The sequence below is a fragment of the Synechococcus sp. UW179A genome, assembly GCF_900473965.1.
Taxonomy (GTDB): domain Bacteria; phylum Cyanobacteriota; class Cyanobacteriia; order PCC-6307; family Cyanobiaceae; genus Synechococcus_C.
On the sequence record NZ_UCNJ01000032.1, the window covers coordinates 1 to 13,699 of the forward strand.

The window sequence follows — 13,699 nt, forward strand, 5'->3', positions numbered from 1 at the left end:
CGGTACAGACAAGGCAGGACTCTAGTTATAACTTGGATGCCATATGCGTATCGGGGATGAGCACAGGGCTTGCAGCAGCCGAACGGGCACTTGAACGCGGTGATTATGGCCTGTGCCTGCGCCTACTGGAGCCTCTCGCTGACGCGAATCCAATCACTGAACAGGAGGGAGCTGCCATCCGGATGGTGATGGTGACGGCCTGGATGGGACAGGGGGAGGAACGCAAGGCGATCTCCACCTGTCGTCTACTCACACGTTGCAAGGATCCTGATCTGCGCAACCGGGCTCGTCAGTTGCTGAGTGTGCTCGAAGCGCCAAGCCTTGAGCGTCCGGCACGCTGGTCGATGCAGCTACCGACACTGGACATGGCTCCCCGAGTGGGGAAAGGGACTCTCTCCAGCCGGCGAAGACGTGGCCCGCCTCCACCGCCTCCACCGCCAACGGGTCCAACGCAGGCACCATCAGCAGGTTTTGCTGTGCTGGTGCTAGCGGTTCTGCTCGGACTGACCCTGTTGCTCAGCGGATGTGTACGCGTCACGGCCGAGATCGATCTAGCGGGTCCGGATCGCCTGGCGATGAGCTGGCGGATCAACAGCCTCAGTGGCCACAGTCTTCCCTGGCAGCAGAACTTTGCGAAAGCGCTGCGTTCGGAAGGCCTGAACTGGAAGGTCCATCAAGACAGAGCAGGCTCCCTCAGTCTGATAAGCCCCAAGCTGGGGGCAGACCAGGCCGCCATGTTGATGCGCAACAGTGTGGAGCTCGCTGGACGCAGCGCTGGCGTGACCCTTCCAACCCCGGATCTGGCGATCGTGGAGAGGAACTGGTTAGTTGGGATGCAGCAGCAACTGAACCTGCGCCTGGACCTCTCACCCCTCGCCGAGTTCCCCGCGGGAGATCTACAGATCAGCATCACTCCAGTGCATGATCTTCAGCAGGTCAGCAGCGGTCCCAGCAAGGGTCGGTTGGAGGGGGATGTTCTGCTGTGGACCCTCGACAGCGGCAGTGTCAATCAACTGCAGATCCGGCGCTGGCAGTGGAGTCCTCTCGGTCTTGGCAGTGTGCTGATCATTCTGCTGCTACTGCTGAGTTTTCTGCTGCAGTCGATGCGGGTTCGACTCGGATTTGGCTACCCCGAGCTGCCGTCCTGATTCACAGCTGCAGAGGATCCGGGTCCACGGCGAGTGAAATGTCTTTGGGGAGCCCTTCCCACAGGCCGGTTCCGCAAGGCAGGGGGATCTCACTGTCCTGGGGACCGTGCAGAAGCAACTGCCAGCGACTACGGCCCGCCACCCGAGCCACAGGAGCAGGAGCAGGACCGAGCAATTGCCAGCCTGCGGCAGCACAGCCTGCGCGAATCCGTTCAGCCAGCAGGGTTCCAGCAGTCGCTGTATCGCTAGCGGACTGACCCGAGAGCCGAATCAGGCAAGCCCGCGCAAAGGGAACCAGTCCGGCTTCACGGCGCAGGGCCGATTCCTCCTCCAGAAAACGTTCGTAACGACCATCCACCAGATGTCGGATCACTGGGTGTTCAGGGCTGTAAGTCTGGACCAGTACCTCACCGGGCTTTTCTGCGCGCCCAGCTCGACCAGCGAGTTGTAGGAGCAGTTGCAGGCACTGCTCTCCGGCCCTCAGATCAGGTCGATGCAGAAGACCGTCGGCGGCAAGCACCGCCGCCAGAGTCACGCGCGGCAGATCCATTCCTTTGGCCAGCATCTGCGTCCCGACCAGCACATCGGCTTCACCCTCCGCAAACTGAGCCAGCAGTCTGCGATGACCATCACGACCTCCCGTGGTGTCCCGATCAAAGCGCAGTAGACGCAGCTCACTGAGTTCCTCGCCAAGACGCTCCAATACCCTTTGAGTGCCTGCACCAAAGGGCTTGAAGGCGAGGGAGCCGCATGAGGTGCAAGAAGGGGTGATGGGGGCTCGATGGTCACACCAGTGACAACGAAGCCACTGCTGTGCCCCCCGATTGCCGTGAACGGTGAGAGGAACGTCGCAATGGGGGCACATCACCACCTCTCCGCAACTACGGCAGCTCAGGAACGTGCTGTATCCACGCCTCGGCACCAACACGACCGCCTGTTCCCCTTTCTCCGGGAGCTGTGCCAACCGGTCCATCAGGGCACGACTAATCAAGCGTTTATTGCCCTCCGCCAGTTCATGACGCATGTCAATGATCCGGACGGGTGGCAGTGGCTGGCTGGAGATCCGCGAACGCAGCCGGGCGAGAACCAGATTGCCTTGAGGCTGGAGACGGCTCCAGCTTTCAAGTGAGGGTGTCGCGCTGCCGAGCAGCAGACGACCACCCTGCAGCCTCACCCGCTCTGAAGCCATAACCCTTGCGTGATAGCAGGGCATGGGTGAATCCTGCTTGTAGGAATTGTCGTGTTCCTCATCCAGCACCAGCAGGCCCAGCGGACGTAGGGGAAGAAACACCGCGGAGCGGGTGCCGACCACCACTACGGGATCGTCGCTCTCGAGACAGCGACGCCAGATGCGAACCCGCTCACTGGACGTGCAACCGCTGTGATATTCCAAAACTCGCGCTCCGAAACGCTGACGACAGCGATCCACAAGCTGGGGAATGAGGCCGATCTCCGGAGTGAGTAGCAGAACATGACGGCCAGCTACCAGCTCTGCAGCTGCCAACTGCAGGTAGACCTCGGTCTTGCCGGAGCCAGTGATTCCCCAAAGCAGCAGTCCTCCACCCTCGGGGAGTGATTGAAACTGGGACACCACGGACTGCTGCTCGTCCGTCAACAATCGCGGTGACTCCAACTCGGCAGCGCAGGGTGTCACCTTGCCTGATCCACTGGGAGCGATCTCCGGTTTGCGTCGTCGGCGAATCAGGCCCTTGCGCTCAAGGGTCTTGACAGTGGCTGTTTGGAAACCCTCCGCCAAAAGGTCACGCTGCCAAGCGCCACCGCCCCTGCGTTCGAGCTCCGCCAACAGCGCGAGCTGCCTGGAAGCATTTGGCATGACCAAGAGATCAATCGCTTCAATCCGCTCAACCCACCAGAGCTGGCGTAAGGCCGGCGCCGAACAGGGCCGCTGACCCAGCCATCCCGGGGGCAATGCCGCCTTGAGCATGCGAAAGGAACTGGTATGGCAACGGGCTGCCATGGCATCCAGCCATGAGCGCCATGACGGGTCAACTGCAGCGCGCTGCACCAGCGCTTCGACAGGGTTGAGCCGAACGCCATCGCTGTCAGCTGAATTTGCCCGAGCTGTGATCAATCGACAGCCCGTGACCAACCCCTGCAGTCGACGCCCTCGAAGACGGACCGCCACAAGATCTCCCAGTCCCACTCCGAGACTGTGACTGTCGCAATAACTGAAAGTACGCCCATCACGACCGGCCTCCAGCCAGACATCAACTTCCGAAACCAGTTGCGCGGCAGGGGGGCTGGAGGATTGATTGACGGGGGTTGCCGACATCACATGTTTTTCTTAAGATACAGATGTTGGACAGCTCAACAGCTGTTGTCGGAACAGAGCAGAGTTCCGTCCAGTGGGAAGACACGAAGCTCGAGCCAGGGTTTATCCCTACGGCCGACCGGTCTGCGAACGCCCCTGACAGCCCTGCCCCAGCCCAAAGCCCACCAATTGATTCTCGATCACTGGTTTTAGTTGTCTACCCCCTCTGTTTTGGGGGAGACCTGAGATTTGTGATGCGCCGCTAGGCCGAGCTTGGTTCCGTTTCGTTGACTGCGTTAATTCCGTACACCCTCACCATCCCGATCCCCATGAGTCCTGCTGCGAGCAAGTCAGCTCAGCCCACGGCTGCATCGCCCAAGACTGCTTCTTCCAAAGCGGCCTCCTCTAAGGCGACTCCATCCATTGTGATGCTGGCGGATTCCAAAGGACTGCCCAAGGGTGTGAGCAAGAAGGCCAAGCCAGAGTCAAAGAGTTCAGCAGCAAAGTCCGCCACCACCAAGGCCGCCACGACGAAGGCCGCTGCGAAATCGAAACCGGCTAGCAAGAGCAGCTCAGCCAAGAGCGCAACAACAGCCAAGAGCGCGGCAGCCGCCAAGACAACAAAGAGCGCGAAAACCCCTGCGAAGGCAAGCCGAGCCAAGAGCTCGGCCGCTGCCAAGCCCGCCGATCTGGATGCCGCCGCTGATCAGTTGCTGGCCAAGACCTCCGGCAATCCCTCCGTTAGCAAGGAGGAGAAAGCCAAAGCAGACGCGAAGGCCAAGGTACTGGCGAGCATCAAGGTTGGCCCTAAAGGGGTCTACACCGAGGATTCGATCAGGGTTTACCTGCAGGAGATCGGCAGGATCCGCCTACTGCGGCCAGACGAAGAAATCGAACTAGCCAGAAAGATCGCTGATCTTCTCTACCTCGAGGAGTTGGCTGCCCAGTTCGAGAGTGACAACGGCCGAGAACCTGACAACAAGGAATGGGCGGCTCTGGTGGAGATGCCGCTGATTCGTTTCCGCCGCCGACTGATGCTCGGCCGTCGGGCCAAGGAAAAAATGGTTCAGTCGAATCTTCGCCTTGTGGTCTCGATCGCCAAGAAATATATGAATCGTGGCCTGAGCTTTCAGGACCTAATCCAGGAAGGCAGTCTCGGACTGATTCGTGCTGCAGAGAAATTCGACCACGAGAAGGGTTACAAATTCTCCACCTATGCAACTTGGTGGATCCGCCAAGCCATCACACGGGCCATCGCTGATCAAAGTCGAACGATTCGCCTCCCGGTCCACCTCTACGAGACCATCTCCCGCATCAAAAAAACCACCAAAGTGCTCAGCCAGGAGTTCGGCCGCAAACCCACGGAAGAAGAGATTGCCGAATCAATGGAAATGACCATTGAGAAGCTGCGCTTCATCGCCAAGAGCGCCCAGCTACCGATCTCCCTTGAAACCCCAATCGGCAAAGAAGAGGATTCCCGTCTTGGTGACTTCATCGAAGCCGACATCGAGAATCCCGAGCAGGACGTGGCTAAGAATCTCTTACGCGAGGATCTCGAAGGCGTGCTGGCCACACTCAGTCCGAGGGAGCGTGACGTGCTCCGGCTCCGCTACGGCCTAGATGACGGACGCATGAAGACCCTCGAGGAAATCGGTCAGATCTTCGACGTCACCCGTGAGCGAATCCGCCAGATCGAAGCCAAGGCATTGCGCAAGCTGCGGCATCCCAATCGGAACGGAGTCCTCAAGGAATACATCAAGTAATCAGCTACTAAGTTTCTACAGCCCCAGGATCCTTGCCAAAACAGGGATTCTGGGGCTTTCGACTACCTGGGTCTTGGATTGGGTGGAATTTCGGCGCCAACCAAGGACGGCCGAACACATCAAAGCAGCCAATCCGAGAGGAAAGAATAGTTGTGCCCTAAGCGGAAACAGAGGATGGTCCAAAGAAAAGCATTGAAGAGGTTCATTAATCAACAACTTCCTCATGCAAAGTGGTATTTATTTTTACAATCTCTAGCCATCATGTAAGCGCATACTTGCCGACGAATAGGGCCAACCCAAGCAGCAATCCATCCCCCGAAAACCACAAGGCAACTTATTTTACAAACTTGATTCAATCCGAAGAATTCGGCAATTGGAAGATCACTTGCCATCCTAATCAGCGATGCATCGCAGCTCATCCTCCCCTGAGGGAATATAGGGTCACAACCCGAATATACGCTCGCCTCTTTTAAGTTAGCCTTAAGCAGAAAAGGTTCGAATCAAATACACAGAGAAGGCCTATAGAAACCATGGCAGATTTCAGGCCAATAACTAGATTGCAGCATTACTTGCGCAATTGAATCAGATGTCAAGTTCACAAAACATTGAAGTCACATCGAGGAGCAAGCAGAAGAAGGTGTTTCATGCTTTCAAAGCCGCCTTAAACATCAATGCGCCTGCCTCTTATCAACTTGCACTCACTTTGATCGTCATTGAACATTCATGATCACGAGACTATACGCAGAACCAAGCCACCAAATACTTAATCATCACAAAAGTCCTGATAAAGAGATTCACCTCATCGCTCATCCCTGTTTTACTTTCAAAAACGACGCAACTGATGACCCTGGCATCCTCATCGTTCACAAAGCTGATCTGTCAAATACGACTTTAAAGTGAATCTAAGCGCTTATTACTTTTAACACCAATGCTCACGTAACAATCGCTGGAAACTCAGCAGCTAGCAAAGCGATGACAATTGTCAGAGTAATCATCGATAGAATAGTTGTGCCCGCAACAATCGATTCAGTTTCCTCTACATAGACGTCATGTGATCGAGCGACAGCATATTGACATTTCGCAGTGGGCACTGCACTACAAAGGATCACCGCAACAGCTGGAGCTGGTGGCAATTTAACAAGATCACAAACAAACCAGGCAAGCACAGGCATCAAAAATAATTTGAAAAATGTACACTCACTGACAATACGAATGTGGTTCCTAAAGAGAGTGAAGTTGAGTTGAGCCCCGATTGCAAACAGGGCAACTGGCGCCGTTGTGATGCCAACAGCATTCAAACTCGCTCCCAGTACACTGGGAAACTGAAAGCCCAGGAAGGAGAGTATTAAGCCCAAGACCATAGCAATAAAGTAATTCGCTTTCATCGCCTTCCAAATTGAGCCAAGCACCTTACGAAAACTCAAGCCTGATTCCTCTTTGGATGTGTATTCATAAATAATCGAAGTGGTTTGGAGCCCTATAATCAAAACGATCACTCCAATAACTCCATACGTTGCTCCTCCAACGGGAAGCATGATGGCGAGAATTGGCAACGCAATCATGCAGGTATTAGAATAAGAAGCAGCAGCTGCAAAATATGAGCCAATCAATAAATTCTGACGCTTAACAAGCCTTCCGTAAACATAGGATATCAAAAAAACAATAAATGAGACAAGAAGATAACCACTAAAGAATTGAAAATATTGAGAAAAATCCTTAAACATATCTTGCCGAGTCATATCAAGCACAATCATGCATGGAATCGAGATATTCAACGCATAGCCAATGAGAATTCCACTATTCGCGGGATCAAACTTTTTAGTTCGCTTAGCAATGTAGCCAATGCAGAGGTAAGCAATAACAGGAAAAATCGCACTGATGATCGAATGTGGCATGGCGCAGAAGAAGTTCTATTGACCGTGGTAATGACATGGCCTTCTGATAAAGCTGGAAGCACTGGCACTCAAATGCATTTTCATAGTGATGAAAACTCAGTGCACAAGTCGACCAAGCAGAAGGTTACGCGACCAACATGGCTTAATGATGGCAACCTCGATTAACGAAAGACAAAACAATTAACAGCACCCAGGGAATCAGCGCGTAGCAGCTCTTCATCAAAACTTCAACATCAACCAAACGAATGGCTAGTCAAGAGCTGGAACCAAGCACGTTGTGTCAAGTGAAACCTAATCTCATACCAAAAGCATCATGGTCATAGTTTCTATTATTTAAAAAAGTTTGATTGCTCATTTGTAGCCTGGTTGAATTGAAAAATATTCAATGGTGCTCAACGCTGTCGGTGAATTCCTGAAATGCCTTCTTCAAACGCTCAACTGGCGTTTCCGATGGAGGACATTCCTGATTGGTGGAGCGGGTATAAGCCTGAAGGATGCGTGCTTCCGGCTCCAGCAATGCTGCGACAGCAGCCTTGAGCATCACGACATTGCGCTGGGGCGTTAACCCGGCCAGATAGGAATGCAAGGACCATGGTCCAGAGTCTTCGTGCTTTTCCAGCCGCAGAGGCCTGATCAACTGATAAGCCCGATCGCCGTCGGAGTCGGTGGTCTGCCTGAGACGCGCCACCAGCATCACACCGCTGGTGAGTAGTACCAGTCGAATTGATCCTTCACTCAACAAAGGTAGAAAAGGTACTGATTCATCCACTTGAGCAAGAGACGAGCCAGCAGTTGAATGGCTCACCTTCACCCCGTTGACCACAGGACCAGGCATTTCGACTCTCGAGAACAGTTAGATCGTAAAGCTGTTCGCCAAAAAAGTGGGTCGTAATCCAGAGGGAAGAAGCCCTCACGGGCCTGCATTCTGTGAAATCTTGAGCAGATCTGGGCCTTCGACTCCGTAGGCTGAGTGGCTGTTTCAACGTGCCCATGGCTCTCGAGCAACTGCGCATCGCTTCCCGCCGCAGCCAGCTGGCCATGGTGCAGACCAACTGGGTCAAAGCCGAACTGGAGAAAGCTCACCCAGGCCTAGCGATTTCGGTGGAAGCCATGGCCACTCAGGGCGACAAAATTCTGGATGTGGCTCTAGCCAAAATCGGAGACAAAGGCCTTTTTACCAAGGAACTGGAGGCCCAGATGCTGGTGGGTCGAGCAGAGATTGCCGTGCATTCCCTTAAGGATCTGCCCACCAACCTGCCCGACGGCCTCATGCTCGGTTGCATCACCGAGCGGGAGGATCCCGCGGATGCCCTGGTGGTCAACAGTAAGAACGCTGAGTACACCCTGGAAACACTTCCAGAGGGATCCGTCGTCGGAACCAGCTCGCTTCGGAGACTCGCCCAGCTGCGATATCACTTTCCCCATCTTCAGTTCAAGGACGTTCGCGGCAACGTCATCACCCGTCTAGAAAAACTGGATGCTGGCGGCTACGACTGTCTGATCCTTGCTGCAGCAGGCCTGAGTCGGCTCGGATTCGCAGATCGGATCCACCAGATCATTCCTGGCCACATCTCACTGCATGCCGTTGGACAGGGAGCCCTCGGCATCGAATGTGTCACAGACAACAAAGATGTTCTCAACATCATTCAAGTCCTTGAACATGGCCCCACTGCGGGGAGATGCCTCGCGGAACGTGCCTTCCTGCGAGAACTTGAAGGAGGCTGCCAGGTACCCATCGGAGTTAATAGCCGTATTGAAGGCCATGAACTGGTTCTGACCGGGATGGTGGCCAGCCTTGATGGCAAGCGACTGATCCGTGATGAGCGCCGCGGCCCTCTCGGTAATCCTGAAGATGTGGGACTGAAGCTCGCAGCAGACTTGAAATCTCGTGGCGCTGGGGAGATCCTGCAGGAGATCTTCGCAACGGTTCGTCCCGAAGCCTGACTATGTCACTGCTGCACACGGCGGTCGGAATTTTCACCATTTCCAATCCAATCGGCAATCTGCCGATCTATTTGTCATTCACGAATGGCAATAAGCGTCAGGACCGGGCGATCGCTCGAAGCAGCGCGTTCACCATGCTGATCACCCTGCTCCTCGCCACCTGGATCGGCAACGACCTGCTCGGCTTTTTTGGAATCGGGCGGCCAGCCTTTCAGGTTGCCGGGGGGCTGATCGTGGTGCTGATCGGCCTTTCGATGCTGCACTCCGAACCTTCAAAAGTTCACCACGACCCGAAGTCCGTAGAACGCGACCAGAACTCCTCGGTCAAGGGAATTGTTCCTTTGGGCATTCCCCTGCTGGCTGGTCCGGGCACCATCACTGTGGTGATTGCGGATCCAAGCGCAGCAAGCGTGGGTGGAAAACTGAGCCTCAGCCTCGTTGTGCTTGCCATGAGCGTGCTCGTTTATCTGATATTTAACGCTGGCGAGATGCTCTCATCCAAAATCAGTGAATCTGCTTTGCAGGTACTCACGAAAATCATGGGCCTCATCCTCACTGCGATTGCAGTGCAGATGCTGTTCTCAGGATTAAGTGCAGGCTTCCCGGTGCTTCGGGGGATAGGACTCACCGGGTGATCATCACCGGAGTACCCACGTCCACCAGCTCGTAGAGCTTCTGAACGTGGGCATTGAGCATGCGTACACAGCCATTGGACACCGCAGCGCGGATTTTGACCCAATGAGGCCAGGGGGTTCCATGAATTCCGAATTGGTTAGGTCCCTGCTGTAAAAAGCCGATCCAACGATGGCCAAGTGGGCTTGCAGGTCCGGTAACCGGGTGAACTCTGCCGGATTTCGTGCTTTCGTACTGAGGATTAACAAGCTTGGTTTCAACACGAAACACACCCGTCGGTGTTGGAGTCTTGGGGTCACCAATCGCCACCGGCCAGCGCCCGATGGACTGTCCAGCGCGGATCACACTGATGCGACGCTGCTTGAGATCGAGATGAATGCTGGTCTCAGCATTCACAGAATGCACCTTCGCTGATGCAAACAGCGGTAACTGCAGCTGAGGCGAAGCAACTGCTGGATCCGGTGCAGCTAGGGCTAAAGAAACAGCTCCAACGGCCAACACAGTGGAGCAGCCAACGCACTTGAGACGCATTACCAGACAGCCAAGACTCACTGGTCTCAACGTATCCATTGGCCGGAGAAAAAACCGCACACCAGTGGAGGACTTTCTGAAGAAATCAGCTCAAAGCTCAGCCGGATGTTTTCAAGCTTTCGCTCATCAAGGAACAATCCACTGGCCCGAGCAATGCCAGAACAACTTCAGTGGACCGAAGCTGAAGTTCGATCCGTTCCTCAGGCCATCAAGAGCATCGCCACAGCAGGCGGAGGACTGCCCCATACTGCCGACTGGTCAGAGCAGCCCACTGAACGGAGCAGTTGCCACCCAAAAGTCAGTCCCTGCATCAGCCTCTTGCTGATGCAGGGGTAGATGGCCAGCATCAAGACGTTGATCGCATAGCCGCTTGGAAATTAATCGACGAGCTTGGGGTCAATCTCAGTGACATAACGAGCCTCACAGGTCTTGATGATCTCGATAGCCTTCTCCGTGCCGAAAAAGCCATTCACCGTGCAGGTTCCTGGCTTCTTCAGATCCTTGTAATGCTCCCAGTAGTACGTAGTTTCCTTTTTCCAGTGCTCACCAAGGTCTTCAAAGCTCTTGATGTGATCCATGCGCTTGTCATCCGCCAACACCGCGATGACTTTGTCGTCAACCTCACCTCCATCGTCAAAGGTCATGATGCCGATGATGCGAGCTTCAACGATCGAACCTGGAATCAGAGGCTCAGTAACATTCACGATCTCAATATCGAGCGGGTCGCCGTCCTCATCCCAGGTCCTGGGAATGCAGCCGTAAGCGAAGGGATAGGCCAGAGAGGAGTAACCAACTCGATCGAGCTTCAGGTGACCGGTCTCAGTAATTAGCTCGTACTTGTTGATCGTGTTCGAGTTGAGCTCCACGATCGTGTTCAGACGCAACTCGGATTCGTCAGCAAAGGCCGGCAGCACATGCAGCAGATTCGGCATGCTGCGGCTCGGAGCCTGATCGAGATTGGCCATGGAGTACGGCATTCGCAGCGGTGATATTACGAGCACGTCTCAACGGCACCCCAGCATTGAAAAGGGGGGATTCGACTCTGAAAATCACCACAGGCTGATTCAGCACCAAGCACGGAGCAATGGCATCAAGCCCGCGCAGTGCACAACCGCTCCAGCTTTGCTTCCAAATAGTTCAGGAAGGGATCACTTGAGAGAGATCGACCGGACACCTGCTCCACGAGCTGTTCGGCATTAAGAGCACGCCCTATGGGATGGACGTTGTCTCTCAGCCAACCGAGCATGACGCTGAGATCTCCACGGCGAACATGCTCCTCGGGAGAACCAATCGCCGCCGTCATGGCCTCGCTCAACTGCGCGCTAACGAGGTGCCCAAGCAAATAGGAAGGGAAATAGCCAAACAGACCTTCGCTCCAGTGCACATCCTGCAGACAGCCCTGCGCATCATCAGCGGGGGTGACTCCGAGCAATTCGCGGTATCGACGGTTCCATTCGCTCGGGAGATCGTCTACTGGCAGACCCTGTTCCAGCAGAGCTAGCTCAAGATCCGTCCGCACGAGGATATGAAGTCCATAGCTGAGTTCGTCAGCTTCCACCCGGTTGCATCCCGGCGCCATCGGATTCATCGCTTTCCAGAGATCCGCTGCTGACTCAAGAGGTGCACCCGCAGCGGCAAAGCGTTCCCACCAGAGTTCCGAGAAGGGCTGACTACGGGCCACCCGGTTCTCCCAGAACAGCGACTGACTTTCATGCACCGCCATGGACGTTGCCTGGCCGAGAGGCCAGGCGAACCACTGATGCGTGGCCGTAGGCAGTCCCTGCTCGTACAAGGAATGCCCCCACTCATGCGCTGTGGCCAGAAAACAGGACAAAGGCTGACCCGCCACCACACGCGTGGTGATGCGGAAGTCACGAGGACCCAATGTGATCGAGAAGGGGTGTGGCGAAGCCGCAACGCATGTGATCCCCTTATCCCTGCCCCAGTCGGTAAGCAGCTGATCACAAAGTTGCTGCTGAGTCGATGCAGGCAGATCCCAACTAAGAGAGGACGGTCTGGGACTGCCCTTGAGTTGCTCCAATAGTTCGGGCAAACGCCTGCGCAGCGGCGCAAACAAATCCTGAAGCCGCTCTAGCGTGAGATCAGGCTCGAACGGCTGAGCGAGTGTTTCCCAGCAACTTCGCGGTTCTGCCAACTGACGGGCCTGTTCCTGACGCAACTCGACCATCCGACAAAGAGCCGGCGCAAAAAGAGAAAAGTCGGAACTGCTGCGCGCTTGTTGCCAGAGGTCATAACCCTGGGATTTGGCTGTGGCGAGAGCACTGACAAGATCAGGATCAAGTGCCTGCTGCCGCCGAAGATCCTGCTCAAGCAAATCCAGATTGCGGGCCTGGCCACTGATGGCTTCAGGGCGATCCACACGATTTGCACGAATTCGCCAGTCCTCACGGGCTTCTGCGATCAGTTGCGCATAGTGCTCTGAACTCTGGCGAGCATGGAGCTGACGAGCCAGCAAAGCCAATTGCTCACCGCGCCAGGCTGAACCACCGCTTGGCATTTGGGTGTTCTGATCCCAGTAGAGCGTCCTGGTTATGGAATCCATAACCTGGGTTTCGTGAAGGTGCGAGCCAAGACGATCCCAGGCCGTTATCCCGGCAGCCATTGGCTTCATTGATCTGAAAAGACCTTAACCAGCTTCGAGATCCGAGCACAGACCCCAGAACGAGGAACATTGAGGGCCTGCCTTCTAACCATGCGCCCTCAGGACAACTCCTGATCGTCGCTCGCACTGGAATCAGGTTCCTCACCTTCAGCTCGCAGAGCCTTCTCCAGGGCATTGACCTGGGCTGTTCGCTCAGGTGATTCAACAATCACGTTGACTTGTCGGACAGCGACGAACTTGCGCCACAAAAGAGCGACTAGCCAGGAGGCCGTGGCGAAGACTGCTGCGAAATACAGGAGTCGCATGATCTCCTTAAAGCTGGCTACGAGAATGTTCTAGTTGAAACGGCGGACAAAGGCGGGGGCGAGATCGACACCCCGCTCATTGCAGCTCTTCACCATCCTTAGAAGAGCCACGGTCCTGGTCCCTCTGTTCCTCAAGCGTCAGCCGTTTCAACTGGCGCTGGGCATCCTGGCACCTAAATAGTTCGTGAAATCGATTGATCAGGTAGTCGACATCTGTCATGACCTAAGCCCTCCACCGCAAGCTGACCACTCAACCAGCTCATTGTCTCGCGGATCTGCCGATTCGTTCAGTCCTTGCGGCAATAGCCACCACCCGTGGGATTCCAACCGGACGGACAGCTCTCATCCATTGCCGGGCGAAGGGTGTAGCTCATCAATCCGAGAGCACTGCACTTGCCGTTCGACATGTCGATGTAGCCCATGGGGCACTCAGCAGTGAGTTTTTTGACCACGCGTTGCGCCCTTGCCGGAGGCACTGAAACGCTGACCATTGGAACAAGGATCAGCAGAAGCCAGACCAGTCTGTTGAACATCTGTTGACCAGAACCGCTGCTCACGCTCCAGGCTAAAGCTGAAGTTCAGAGA

The 13,699-nt window shown here is 55.2% G+C and carries 15 protein-coding genes; 6 read left to right on the plus strand and 9 right to left on the minus strand.

Going from position 1 to position 13,699, the window contains the following annotated elements:
- The first annotated feature begins 56 nt into the window (after positions 1–56).
- On the plus strand, positions 57–1,148 hold the full coding sequence (locus tag DXY31_RS14210) for a DUF3153 domain-containing protein (protein ID WP_114994398.1): 1,092 nt from the start codon (positions 57–59) through the stop codon (positions 1,146–1,148).
- A 1-nt stretch (position 1,149) separates the two neighbouring features.
- Here the strand turns inward: DXY31_RS14210 and priA are convergent, their stop codons facing one another.
- Complete coding sequence (gene priA / locus DXY31_RS14215) at positions 1,150–3,441, minus strand: primosomal protein N' (protein WP_114994399.1); 2,292 nt, start codon at positions 3,439–3,441, stop codon at positions 1,150–1,152.
- A 308-nt stretch (positions 3,442–3,749) separates the two neighbouring features.
- Here priA and rpoD point away from each other — a divergent pair, with 308 nt between their 5' ends.
- Positions 3,750–5,183, plus strand: coding sequence for an RNA polymerase sigma factor RpoD (gene rpoD / locus DXY31_RS14220; RefSeq protein WP_114994400.1), 1,434 nt, complete (start codon positions 3,750–3,752; stop codon positions 5,181–5,183).
- A 586-nt stretch (positions 5,184–5,769) separates the two neighbouring features.
- Positions 5,770–5,910, plus strand: coding sequence for a hypothetical protein (locus DXY31_RS17455; RefSeq protein ID WP_206749823.1), 141 nt, complete (start codon positions 5,770–5,772; stop codon positions 5,908–5,910).
- 205 nt (positions 5,911–6,115) lie between these two features.
- On the opposite strand, the gene DXY31_RS14225 is transcribed toward DXY31_RS17455, so the two are convergent.
- Together DXY31_RS14225 and DXY31_RS14230 are read right to left on the minus strand one after the other, a co-directional pair.
- Complete coding sequence (locus tag DXY31_RS14225) at positions 6,116–7,078, minus strand: AEC family transporter (protein ID WP_114994401.1); 963 nt, start codon at positions 7,076–7,078, stop codon at positions 6,116–6,118.
- A gap of 382 nt (positions 7,079–7,460) precedes the next feature.
- Positions 7,461–7,817 carry a DUF6561 domain-containing protein gene (locus tag DXY31_RS14230; protein WP_371639488.1) on the minus strand — a complete coding sequence of 119 codons (357 nt, stop codon included), beginning with the start codon at positions 7,815–7,817 and terminating at the stop codon, positions 7,461–7,463.
- Between the two features lie 251 nt (positions 7,818–8,068).
- On the opposite strand from DXY31_RS14230, the gene hemC reads away from it, so the two are divergent.
- Both hemC and DXY31_RS14240 read left to right on the plus strand, forming a co-directional pair.
- The gene (hemC, locus tag DXY31_RS14235; RefSeq protein ID WP_114994403.1) at positions 8,069–9,022 is read left to right on the plus strand and encodes a hydroxymethylbilane synthase; all 954 of its coding nucleotides are present in this window, start codon (positions 8,069–8,071) and stop codon (positions 9,020–9,022) included.
- 2 nt (positions 9,023–9,024) lie between these two features.
- The gene (locus tag DXY31_RS14240; RefSeq protein ID WP_114994404.1) at positions 9,025–9,657 is read left to right on the plus strand and encodes a MarC family protein; all 633 of its coding nucleotides are present in this window, start codon (positions 9,025–9,027) and stop codon (positions 9,655–9,657) included.
- Here the strand turns inward: DXY31_RS14240 and DXY31_RS14245 are convergent.
- A complete protein-coding gene (locus DXY31_RS14245; RefSeq protein ID WP_371639550.1) occupies positions 9,647–10,216 on the minus strand; it encodes a L,D-transpeptidase in 570 nt (189 codons plus the stop codon). The genes DXY31_RS14240 and DXY31_RS14245 overlap by 11 nt on opposite strands.
- 123 nt (positions 10,217–10,339) lie before the next feature.
- On the opposite strand from DXY31_RS14245, the gene DXY31_RS14250 reads away from it, so the two are divergent.
- The gene (locus DXY31_RS14250; RefSeq protein ID WP_137025005.1) at positions 10,340–10,522 is read left to right on the plus strand and encodes a hypothetical protein; all 183 of its coding nucleotides are present in this window, start codon (positions 10,340–10,342) and stop codon (positions 10,520–10,522) included.
- Between the two features lie 41 nt (positions 10,523–10,563).
- Here DXY31_RS14250 and DXY31_RS14255 read toward each other — a convergent pair whose 3' ends face one another.
- From DXY31_RS14255 to DXY31_RS14270, 5 genes are all read right to left on the minus strand, one after another.
- Entirely contained in the window at positions 10,564–11,151 is a 588-nt protein-coding gene (locus tag DXY31_RS14255; protein WP_114994406.1) for an inorganic diphosphatase, read from the minus strand.
- A 125-nt stretch (positions 11,152–11,276) separates the two neighbouring features.
- Positions 11,277–12,809 (minus strand): carboxypeptidase M32, encoded by a 1,533-nt coding sequence (locus DXY31_RS14260; protein WP_114994407.1) that lies wholly within the window; start codon positions 12,807–12,809, stop codon positions 11,277–11,279.
- Between the two features lie 98 nt (positions 12,810–12,907).
- On the minus strand, positions 12,908–13,114 hold the full coding sequence (locus DXY31_RS14265; RefSeq protein WP_244279836.1) for a hypothetical protein: 207 nt from the start codon (positions 13,112–13,114) through the stop codon (positions 12,908–12,910).
- Between the two features lie 76 nt (positions 13,115–13,190).
- On the minus strand, positions 13,191–13,334 hold the full coding sequence (locus DXY31_RS17125; RefSeq protein WP_170953723.1) for a hypothetical protein: 144 nt from the start codon (positions 13,332–13,334) through the stop codon (positions 13,191–13,193).
- 67 nt (positions 13,335–13,401) lie between these two features.
- On the minus strand, positions 13,402–13,671 hold the full coding sequence (locus DXY31_RS14270; protein ID WP_244279838.1) for a hypothetical protein: 270 nt from the start codon (positions 13,669–13,671) through the stop codon (positions 13,402–13,404).
- Positions 13,672–13,699 lie beyond the last annotated feature (28 nt).